Annotated in this window: 9 protein-coding genes; 4 read left to right on the forward strand and 5 right to left on the reverse strand. The window is 61.7% G+C overall.

Going from position 1 to position 10,872, the window contains the following annotated elements:
• From GX108_07390 to GX108_07400, 3 genes are all read left to right on the forward strand, one after another.
• On the forward strand, nucleotides 1-1,210 hold a 1,210-nt coding region (locus tag GX108_07390; protein NLO56855.1), incomplete at its 5' end, for a hypothetical protein.
• A gap of 8 nt (nucleotides 1,211-1,218) precedes the next feature.
• A complete protein-coding gene (locus GX108_07395) occupies nucleotides 1,219-1,686 on the forward strand; it encodes a QueT transporter family protein (GenBank protein NLO56856.1) in 468 nt (155 codons plus the stop codon).
• On the forward strand, nucleotides 1,673-3,856 hold the full coding sequence (locus GX108_07400) for a PAS domain S-box protein (protein NLO56857.1): 2,184 nt from the start codon (nucleotides 1,673-1,675) through the stop codon (nucleotides 3,854-3,856). The genes GX108_07395 and GX108_07400 overlap by 14 nt, the downstream gene beginning before the upstream one ends.
• Nucleotides 3,857-3,878: 22 nt before the next feature.
• On the opposite strand, the gene GX108_07405 is transcribed toward GX108_07400, so the two are convergent.
• The 5 genes from GX108_07405 to GX108_07425 form a co-directional block, all read right to left on the reverse strand.
• Nucleotides 3,879-4,817, reverse strand: a complete 939-nt coding sequence (locus GX108_07405) for an ABC transporter ATP-binding protein (protein ID NLO56858.1) — start codon at nucleotides 4,815-4,817, stop codon at nucleotides 3,879-3,881.
• On the reverse strand, nucleotides 4,814-5,596 hold the full coding sequence (locus GX108_07410) for an ABC transporter ATP-binding protein (protein NLO56859.1): 783 nt from the start codon (nucleotides 5,594-5,596) through the stop codon (nucleotides 4,814-4,816). Before GX108_07410 ends, GX108_07405 begins: the two co-directional genes overlap by 4 nt.
• Complete coding sequence (locus tag GX108_07415; protein ID NLO56860.1) at nucleotides 5,593-6,786, reverse strand: ABC transporter permease; 1,194 nt, start codon at nucleotides 6,784-6,786, stop codon at nucleotides 5,593-5,595. Before GX108_07415 ends, GX108_07410 begins: the two co-directional genes overlap by 4 nt.
• Entirely contained in the window at nucleotides 6,783-7,673 is an 891-nt protein-coding gene (locus GX108_07420) for an ABC transporter permease (GenBank protein NLO56861.1), read from the reverse strand. Before GX108_07420 ends, GX108_07415 begins: the two co-directional genes overlap by 4 nt.
• A 90-nt stretch (nucleotides 7,674-7,763) precedes the next feature.
• Complete coding sequence (locus GX108_07425) at nucleotides 7,764-9,434, reverse strand: ABC transporter substrate-binding protein (protein ID NLO56862.1); 1,671 nt, start codon at nucleotides 9,432-9,434, stop codon at nucleotides 7,764-7,766.
• 259 nt (nucleotides 9,435-9,693) lie between these two features.
• Between GX108_07425 and GX108_07430 the strand changes: the two genes are divergently transcribed.
• Nucleotides 9,694-10,872, forward strand: a 1,179-nt coding sequence (locus GX108_07430) for a DUF1565 domain-containing protein (GenBank protein ID NLO56863.1), incomplete at its 3' end; no start/stop codon positions are given.

Genomic DNA, 10,872 nt, shown 5'->3' on the forward strand with positions numbered 1-10,872 from the left:
CCTGGCCGCCGAGATGATCCTGCTCTCCGAAGCGGCGAGCAACCCTTCCAGTCTTGGTGTCAACCTTCTATTCCTGGCCGTCCCCGACGAGGAGGTGGGTTCCGCCGGCATGAGGGCCGCCGTCCCCGCCCTCGCGGAGATCAGGAAGGAGAGAGGTTTCGAATACCTCGGAGCCATCCTGGCCGAACCGGGCGGCGCGGGCGCGCCCGGCGCGGAAGGAGAGGCGGTCTTCCTGGGCTCCGTCGGCAAGGTGATGCCCTTTTTTTACTGCGCCGGCATCGGGAGCCATGTGGGGCGGTACTTCGATGGCCTGAGCGCTTCCCTGCTGGCATCCCATGTTTCGGTCCTCGTCGAGGGCAATCCCCTGATGGCCGATCGATCGGGCGATGAAACGGCCCCTCCTCCGGCCTGCCTCTACCTGAGGGATATCCGCGATGGTTATTCCGTCACCATCCCTGACCGGGCGGCGGTCTTCTTCAACTACATGACCCTCTCCAGGGCTCCGGCGGAGATAATGGGCGAGATGAAGGAGGTCGCTGTAGAAGCCTGCGATGCCGCCTTTGAACAGGTTAGGAGTAGTGGCACGAGGCTTGGAGCCGCTTTTGATATCCCGCCTCCGCGGGTGGTCACCTTCGAGGAGTTCGCCCACGAGACGGACCGGGTCCTGGGAGGGGTAGCGAAGACCCGGATAAGGGAACTGGTCGAAGCCATGGACCCGGCCCTGGATGATCGGCGGCGTTCACTGGCGGTTGTGACGAAGATGCTCCGGTGGAACCCTCCTGCCGTTCCGCTGGTGATAGTGGGTTTCCTCCCGCCCTATTACCCCCACCGCTTCAACGAGGGCAAAAGCGGTGGAGACAGGAGGATCCGGAAGGCGGCGGAAAGCGTCGTCGGGACAGCCCGCCGCGATCACGGTGTCGACCTGTTCATGAAGGAATACTTCGCCGGGATCTGCGACCTCTGCTACCTGGGTTTCCAGGGGAGCGCCATGGATATGCTCAGCGTGGCGTCGAACACTCCCGGGTGGGGTAGCGTCTACCGGATTGCCCTCGGGGAACTGAAAAAGCTCGATGTCCCGGTGCTGAACCTCGGGCCCTCCGGGAAGGACCCCCACAAGGCCACCGAGAGACTCCGCCTCTCCTACTCCCTGGAGATTTTTCCCAGGCTGTTGCGGGAGGCCGTCCTCTCCCTGGCGCGGCAAGGGAGTTGAGTTCTTCAATGGATTTTGCGCCTCTCCGCTTGGTCCGGGCTGCTCTCATAGGCGGGGTCTATACGGCCCTCACGCTGCTCTTCGCCCCCATCTCCTTCGGTCCGGCGCAGGTGAGGGTGTCGGAAGCCCTGGCGTTGCTCCCGTGGATGTGGACCGAGGCCATCCCCGGTCTTTTTATCGGTTGCATCATCTCCAATTTTGTCGGTGGTTTCGGTATAATCGACATGGTATTCGGAAGCCTGGCGACACTGGCAGCCGCGATACTCACCTCGAGGATGCCCAACAAGATCCTCGCCGCCGTTCCACCCGTCGCCCTCAATGCCCTTGTAGTCGGGGGCTATCTCTCTTCTATCCTCGAGATCCCGGTGATGCCAACGATGATCTATGTCGGACTGGGGGAGGCCGTCGCCTGTTTCGGACTGGGGATACCCCTGCTCTCCCTCCTGGAAAGGCGGTTTCGCCGTGGAGGATGTTAAGGGCGCTTTCACCATCGATACTCTCTACGAAACCCTGATCGAGCAAAGCCCACTCGGGATTGCCGTCCAGACGCCCGACAGGAAGGTGGCCCGTGCCAACAGGGCCTTCTGCGAGATGTTCGGTTACTCCCTGGACGAAGTCGTGGGGAAGGATCTCGATGGCCTGGTCGCCCGCGATGAGGACCTGTTCGCCGAGGCCGGGGAGATGTCGGACCTGGTCCTCGGAGGCAAGAAGAACCTCAGCGAGAAGGTCCGGATGAAGAAGGACGGTTCAAGGTTTCCCGTCGCGATATGGGGCGTCCCCATTATTCAAGAAGGCAGGGTGCTGGCTGTCTACGCCATCTACGAGGATATCGGCGAGCGGAAGGCCGCCGAAAGGGAACTCAGGCGCGAAAGATCCCTGCTGGAAAGGGTTCTCGTCGATTCGCCCGATGGAATGGTCCTCTTCGATGACGAGGGTATCGTCTTTCGCGCCAACCCCGCCTTCGATTGCCTCTTTGGCCTGGACCAGGGAGAGGCCCTTGGGCGTCCCCTGTGGAAAGTCCTGGGGGGAGGGGGCAAGGAGAAAGAGGTCCGGGAACATCTGAAAAAATTGAGGGAGGAGAGGAGAACGGACTATGATGGCGTCAGGTTCCGCAAGGACGGCAGCGAGGTCCATCTCTCCATACGGGGAGTAGCTATAGTGGGCGATGGCCCCTCGGGAGGATACCTCGCCATCTACCGTGACATTACGCCCAGGATGAGGACGCAACAGCAACTTGCCACGGAAAGGGCCTACTTCGAGAACCTCTTCATGAACAGCCCCCTGGCCGTAGCGCTTGTCTTGAGCGACGGCATCATACAGCGCGTCAACGAATCCTTCGAGAGGCTCTTCGGGTACAACAGCTGGGAATGTGTCGGAATGGACCTGGATGAGCTCATCGCGCCCGGCGAACTGCTGGGTGACGCCATCGACCTGACCCGGGGTGCGGCCTCCGGTTCTACCATCAAGGCCGAAAGGACCAGGCGCCGAAAGGACGGCAGTTGGGTGGAGGTCCAGATAAACGCTGTCTGCTTCCCCGTTGAGGATGATCAGAAGGTGGTCTACGCCATTTACCAGGACATTACCGAGAGGAAGGTCCTCGACGAGAAGATCAGGTACTTCGGCTGCCACGACGCGCTGACGGGTTTGTACAACCAGGCCTTCTTCGAGGAGGAACTTCGGCGGCTCGACTCGTCGAGACAACTCCCCATCAGCTTGATCATGGCCGACGTGGACAACCTCAAGTTGATAAACGACGCCTTCGGTCATCTCGAGGGAGACCGACTCCTGGCCGAGGCCGGGGCGATCCTCAAGTCCTGCTGCAGGCAGGAGGATATAATCGCCCGCTGCGGCGGCGACGAATTCATCATGCTCTTACCCCAAACAACCCTTCTTGAAGCCCGGTCCATCTGCGACCGAATAAAGCAGGCCTGCGAGCGCAGTTCAAAGGGAATTATCCGACCGAGCCTGGCGCTGGGTGTGGCCACCAAGGAAGAGGTCACCCAAGATTTTATGCAGGTGAGGAAAAAGGCCGACGACGACATGTACCTGGACAAGTTGACGAGGAGCGAAAGGTCTCGCTCAGGTATCTACTCCAGGATTGAGAATTTCCTGGATTCCGACCCCAGGATGAAGGCCCGTGTCTCCAGGATAAAAAGACTGGCCCACGTTTTCGGCGAGCACCTCGCCCTCAGGCAGGACGAGATGGAAAACCTGGCCCTGTTGGCCCGGTTCCATGATATCGGCTTGATATCCATTCCGGCCGAAATCCTCTACAAGAAGGGGCCCCTTGGTTCTGTGGAATGGGAGGACATCCGGAAGCACCCCGAAAGGGGTTACCGTCTTGCCAGGAACCTCACCCCCTTGGCTCCCATCGCCGAGGATATCCTCTGCCACCACGAGAAGTACGACGGCTCCGGTTACCCCAGGGGGCTTTCGGGTGAAGATATCCCCCGCCTTTCCAGGATCATCCACCTGCTTTGCGCCTACGAGGCGATGACCGGATGGCGGTCCTACCGGCCCAGCCTTTCCACCGAGGAGACCCTCGAGGAAATAGCCTTCCAGGCGGGCAAGCAGTTCGACCCCCGCCTGGCGGGGGTCTTCATCCTGCTTCACAGGACCCTGGAGGTCAGCGACACCCTCCTGTAACCCTTCCTTCGATACTTCTCCTTCAGCGCCCCGGTTCGCGGGCATTCCAGCAGGCCACGCTTCTCGATGGTGAGACCGGCGAAAGGAGGGGCGCCTCCCTGCAGCGGTCCGCCCTGAAGGGACACCGGGGAGCGAAGGAGCAGCCTCCGAAGGGCCATTCCCTGGCGGGTTGGGGAGGTTTTATCTCCTTCCCTATCCCGGGTATGGCCGCGATCAGGGCCATGCTGTAGGGGTGAAGAGGATTTTCCACGAGGCGTCCCGAGGGTCCCGTCTCAACTACGGCGCCCCTGTACATGACCGCCACCCTGTCGGCGAAGGCCGCCGCCAGGGGGAGGTCGTGGGTGGCCATCAGGAGCCCCATGCCCTGTCGAGCCCTGTGGCGGAGGATGGTCATCACTTCGGCCCTGTTGGCGGCATCCTGCATGCTCGCCGGCTCATCGGCCAGGAGGAACTCGGGATCCAGGCTGAGGGCCCTGGCGATGCTGACCCTCTGCCTCTGTCCCCCCGAAAGGGAGAGCCTTACCCGCTCCTTCCAGAGGGCCGGATCGTCCAGGCCCAATTCGACCAGAAGACTCCGGGCTTTCTCTTGGGCCTTCCCGCGATTTCCCCTGTCGGCGATTCGGATGGGTTCCGAGGCGGCATCAAGCGCGTTCAGCGTGGGTGGAACGCACCCAAAGGGGTCCTGGGGGATATAGCCGCATCTCCTTCTCAATAAGATCAGTTCCCTGCTTTCGCATTCAGACAGCTCACTGCCCAGGAGCATGATGGATCCCGCTGATGGGGCGACCAAGCCCAGTCCCGCCCGCAGTAGCGTCGTCTTCCCGCTTCCGGACTCGCCGACGATGGCCACGCTCTCCCCGACCGCGACATCGACGTCCGCTTTTCTCAGGGCTTCCACGTTCCCCCGGGTGGAATGGAACGAAACCGACAAATTTTTCGCGGAGAAAAGCAGGCCGCTCATGATCCGGTCCTCGCCATGAGGCCGAAGGCGGAGAGCAGTCTCCTCGTGTGGTCGTGGGAGGGGGATGCCACGATCTGCGAGGGGGTTCCCCTTTCGACCAGGCGGCCCTCGTGCATCACCGCCATTTCGTCACAGGTGGAGAGCGCCAGGGGGAGGTCGTGGGTCACGAGGAGGAGCCCCATCCCTTTTTCCCTGACCATCCTGACGAGGGTGGCTATGACCTCGGCCTGGGTGATGACGTCCAACGCGCTGGTCGGCTCGTCGGCGATCAGGAGGTCCGGAGAGCAGGAGACCGCCATGGATATGACCGCCCGCTGCTTCTCTCCGCCGGAGAGTTCGTGGGGGTACTTCCCTGCGTAGCCCGCCGGCAGGTTCGTCATCGCCAGCAGTTCCACGGCCCTTTCCCGAGCCTCATCGCCAGGTATGCCCAGCCTGACCCGGAGCACCTCCGCCACCTGGTACCCCACGGTCAGCACCGGCGTCAGGGAGTTCATGGCGCCCTGGGTCACCAGGGCCGCTTTCTTCCAGCGGAACTCCCTCATTTCTTCCTCGTCGGCGCGGGTCAATTCCATCCCGTCGAAGTCGACGCTCCCCGACAGTACCGTGCCGGGGGGAAGGAGACGAAGTATGCCGTAGACCAGGCTGCTTTTGCCGCCCCCGGATTCCCCGACGACGGCGGTTATCCTCCCTCGCGGGATGTCCAGGGAAACGCTCCTGACGGCCGGAACGCTCCTGGCGGCGGTCCTGTAGGTAATGGACAGGTCCCTCATCGTTATCATCGTCCGTCGCCCCCCTTCAGCCGGGGATCGGCCATCTCCTCGATGGCACGGCCCATGTCGAGGAATACGAGGCAGATCAACGAAATGCCCAACCCCGGCGGGACGATGAGCCACCAGGCCCCGGCCGTGAAGGCCCCGAAACCGTGGGCTTCATGGAGCATCCTTCCCCAGGAGATCACCCTTGGGTCGGACAACCCCAGGAAGGAGAGCCCCGCCTCGGCGAGGATGGCTCCCGGGACTCCGAGAGATAGGGCGGCAAGAACCACCGGCATGGCCTCGGGCAGGAGGTGCCGGTAAAGGATGTACCAGGATCTGGCCCCTATCGACCGGAGGTTTTCGACGTAGCACGACTCTCTCAGGGAGAGCGCCAGCGACCTGACCGTCCTGGCCGTGCCCATCCAGGAGAAGAGCCCCAGGATTACCACGAGTTGCCAAAGGCCCTTTCCCCATATTCCCACGAAGACCATCAGTATCGGGAGGATCGGTATCGAAAGGAGGACATCCACCGCCCTCATGATCAGGCTGTCGGCGGTGCCTCCCAGGTAACCGCTCGCCAGGCCGACGGAGAGTCCCAGCAGGGAGGCCAGGAGGGTGGCGGATATACCGACCAGGAGGGACACCCTGACTCCCACGATGAAAAGGGAGAGGACATCCCTCCCCCTTTGGTCCGTCCCGAGCAGTCCCCACTTGCCTCCGGGCAGGGTGAGGTCCAGGGAGCCGCCTGACGGTGTCGGTCCCTCCAGGGAGAGGATATGTAATCCCCTGCCGGGAAAGAGCATCGACGCGGCGTTAGCGAAAGGGGGTATGCCGAGGTTCGTCTTGAAAGCCATATCCCGGGCGTCGATGTCGACCTTCCAAAGCCGTCCTCCCCTGAAGGAGGCCAGGGTGAAGGAATCTCCCTCAGCGGTGGTCCAAACTAGCTTCACTGGGGCGTCTTCGTCGAAGGTCAATTGTCCCTTGAGGGTCAGGTTTTCGGGGGCGTCCCACTTCCATTCGATGGTTATCTCCCTGGAAGAGGGGGAGATAGGGCCGGAGAAGGGGGGCGGGGCATCTCCTCCAGACCACGCGGGAGGAGCGAAGGGTTTGGCCACGGTTTGTCCGGGGTCTCCGGGGAAGGCCGCCGGGCCGGCGACGGCAATGGCCAGGATAAAAAGGAAGGCGATGAAGCTCCACCGGGGGATTTTCTTCAACTGGAGACCCTCCTCCCGACCCTGATCCTGGGGTCCGCCAGGGCGTAGGCAGCGTCGGCGGCCAGGTTTGAGACGATCGTCAGAAGGCCCAGGATGTAAAAGGCGGCACCCGCCGCCGGGTAGTCGTGTCCCAGGATGGAATCGAGGAGGTACTTGCCCACCCCGTGGAGGGAGAAGACCGTTTCGGTGAGGACGGCCCCGGAGACGATACCGGGCAGCGCCAGGAGGAATAGGGTCAGCACCGGCGGCAGGGCTGACCTGAAGGCGTGGTTCCACAGGATCCTGCTCTCGGGGAGTCCCTTCGCCCTGGCCATGAGGATGAAGTCCTCGCCCAGGGTTTTCACCATCAGGTTTCTCACGTAGATGGCCCAGGAGCCGAAGCCCAGGAGCACCAGCGATCCCGCCGGCAGGAGCAGGTGCCATAGGTAGTCCAGGGTCCTGGCCAGTCCCGTCTCCGGTAGCGGTATGGAGACGCTCCCCCTCAGGGGGAACACGGGAAAGGTGTAGGCGAAAAGGAGAAGGAGGACCAGTTGGACGAAGAAGGAGGGAAAGGAGAATGATATCGAGCCCGACAGGAGGACGACCTTCTCCGTGAATCCTCCCCTTTTCCTTGCCGCCTTCACGCCCAGCCAGGTCCCCAGGGCCGAGGATAAAATCAGGGCCGAGCCCAGGAGGGCCACCGTGTTGGGAACCCTGCTTTTTAGTTCATCCCAGACAGGCCGCTGGGAGAGGAAGGAGATGCCGAAATCGAAGGTGAGCATCCTCCGGACGTAGATCACGAACTGCCGGCCCATGGGCAGGTCCAGGCCGAATACTTCCCTCATGCGTTCCTTGGCCTCGGGGGAGAAGCGGGGGTCGATGATGGTCGATACGACATCGCCGGGCATGATCCTGAAGAGGAAGAAGTTGGCGGCTATGACCAGGAGGAGGACAGCTGCCGCGCCCAAAACCCTTCTCGACCAGTAGGACTTCAAGGGCTAGTCACCTCCGAGGAGCCAGAAATCCTCGTTCCTGACAAGGTGAACGAACTCTCCCGGGCGGTACTCCCTGAATATGAAGGGCCCTGTCCCGACCAGGGCGGTGGACCCCTTCTCCGATGGGTGGGTTTCCCTCGCGGGCTGCCAGGTCTCCCAGTCCTTGACACTTTCCAGGATGTGAGCCGGGAAGACCGGTGAGCCGCCGATATTGTGAAGGTGCCAGAAGGACACGTTCCCCATAGTGACGATCACGGTATGATCGTCAGGAGTCTCCACGCGCTCGATATCCCTGACGCTGTCGTAGTAGCGGGGTATCTCGTGTTTTTTCAGGAACTCCAGGGTCTTTCTCACATCCCTGGATGTGAAGGCAAAGCCGTCATGCCACCGGACGCCCTCCCTGAGGCGGAAGGTCAGCCTCGTATGGGAGCCGCCCCCATCGCCGACGGTCTCCACCTCCCATCCCGTGGCCAGCCAGGGGATATCCCCCAGGGTCTCCGGGTCCACGGCCAAAAGGCCGTCGTAGATAAGTCCCAGCACCTGCCAGTCGTAGGCGGAACTCGTACTCAGCGGGTTGAGCGATCTCGGTTCTTCCGACAGGCACCACATGACGGGCCTTTCCCCGCCCTGGGAGGGCTTCATGTTGAGAAGGGTCCAGAGGTTGTCCGCCGAAGTCGACCGGGTGCTCACTACACCGTCCCATTCCTTCCTGACAGCGGCCACCATGTAGCGCGAGTAGATTGGTATCCACGGTGATATTTCCGAGAGCATGCGCTGGGCCTCTCGGGCCGCCTTGTGGGCGGTCTTCTCGTCGGGGGCCCACCGGAGCGCCTCCAGGACCTCGTCCAGTTGGGGGTCATGAAGGCCCTGGATGTTGTAGCCACCCACCACGTCCATGGAGGAGTGAAAGAAGGCGAAGAGGCTGTCGGGATCCCTGGACAGGCTCCAGGCCATGACGAAGAGGTCAAAATCGTGATGATCGAGCCTGCTTATCATGGTGGAGAAGTCGAGAGGTTCCGCCGACAGGGGGATGCCAATTCCCTTGAGGGCGTCGGCAATCCTGTTCGAGATCTCCGCCGTGGTCGGCGCCACCTGGGCGGTGGGCGTAAGCAGCTTGACCGGTTTAAGGGGCTCCTCGTCGCCGGGGGGTATCAGGATGCCGTCGGGCGTCCATTTCCATCCCGCCTCGGCGAGCAGCGTCCTGGCCCCATCGGGGTCATGTTCATGGATCTCCACGTCGGGCTCATGGTAGGGCGAGACCGGCGGGAGATAGGTGTCCACGGGTTCGCTGTACCCGGAAAAGATGTCCCTCACAATCTGCCTCGAAGGGACGGCCATGGCCGCCGCCTGTCGAAGGGCGCGATCGTTCCAGGGTTCCTTGCGGAGGTTGAAGGCCATGAAGAAAAGGTGGAATCCCCGGGAGATGGAAAGGGCGACCTCCGGGCTGGAGCCCAGGCGGTCCACGTCAGAGGGGCGGGTGATATCGCCGAGGACATCCAGTTCGCCCTTCTGGAGGGCCAGCATCTGGGAGTCGGGATCCCGGTAGATCACCATGTAGAGGTCTTTGATATGGGGACCCTTGATGGTGGAGACGTCAAAGGCGGCACAAGCGGTCACACTTTGCAGGACAAGGCCCAGGAAAAGGATAAGTGGGAAAAACCTTCTAGGGATCATGCCCGTCACCCCCCAAAAAGATCCTGGTTATCATAGCACAGGGGGTAGTCAAAGGCGGGGATGATTTATAATTCACGGCCTCCGGATAAACAAATAAAACGATATCAAAATGACCCTTCCCCTTGACAAAGCAAAATAATGGTCATAAGATAGGTCAACCTAACAAAATTCTTTTCCTCGAAGAAAAGGGGCGGCTCCCCGCAGGAGGGGGGGATCGCATTTCAACGAGAGGTGAGTGCAAGAAGGAGGTGTTGGGACAATGAAAGGTCCTTACCGTGGCATAAGGGTCCTGGCGATCATCGGTTTGGTGGCCTGGCTGACCCTGGCGGGAGCCGGCGTTACGGCGGCTGCGGGCGCGGTTGAGGCCGATAGGGGGAAGTCGTCCATTGTCGTTGATAGCAAAAAGGGCGACGATGAGAAGGGTGAGGGGACTGCTGCATCGCCCTACCGGACGATCGGCTACGCTCTCACCCAGGCTGCTGAGGGCGCCACCGTCGTTGTACAGCCCGGGACCTACAAGGAGAGCCTGGGTATTGCCCGCCGAGTGACATTGACATCGAACCCCGAGCGAGCCGATGCCCTTTCCCGGACTGTTATAGAAGCGGGCGGCTTTGACGTCGGCATTCAGATCAAGGGCAACGGCGCGGCAGGTACCCTCATCGAGGGCCTGACCATCCAGCATGCCAATAACCAGGGCATCTTTGCCGAGGATACGAAGGATATCATCCTCCGCGGCAATCATGTCTACAACAACGCCCTGGCGCCGACCAGCGACAAGATTGAAACAAAGGCCATCCTGCTGGTCGGTGTATCCTCGTCCTACGTCTTGAACAACACCGTCACACACAACAGGGGCGGCGGCATAGCGGTTACGGATAACGGCCCGATCAACCCGGGCGCCCTCACACCAGGGACGCCCAAACCGGCCATGAACAACGTGATCAGCGGCAACAAGGTCACCGACAACGAGGAGTCCTGCGGTATCGTCGTTGCGGCCTTCAACCCCGGCCAGGGAGTGATCGGCAACCTGGTGACCGGCAATATCGTCAGCCATAACCCCGCCGGCATCATCGTCGCTGCCAACCCGCCGGGAACCTCGGCCATCGACAACGTCGTAAGCGGCAACACCATCACCGACAATTTCCTACCCGGGGTGATCATCCACAGCAACGCGCCGGGGCAAAGGGTGCAAGGCACCATCGTCAGCGGTAATACGATCCGCGGCAACGGCGCTGACCCCGAAGTCGGACTGGCCGACCCGGCCGGCGTCATCGTTGTCGGCGCTGTTGTCAAGGTGCAGGACACCCTGGTATCGGGGAACAGGATGAGCGACGAGAAGTACGCGGTGTGGCTTTCGGGTGCCGAAGGCACCCTGGTCCAGGGCAACCATCTTGACGCGTCCGTCGGCATTCCCCTGTTCGGTCCGGGAAGCGAAAAG

Origin of the sequence: Thermovirga sp., assembly GCA_012523215.1 — a bacterium.
Taxonomy (GTDB): domain Bacteria; phylum Synergistota; class Synergistia; order Synergistales; family Thermovirgaceae; genus 58-81.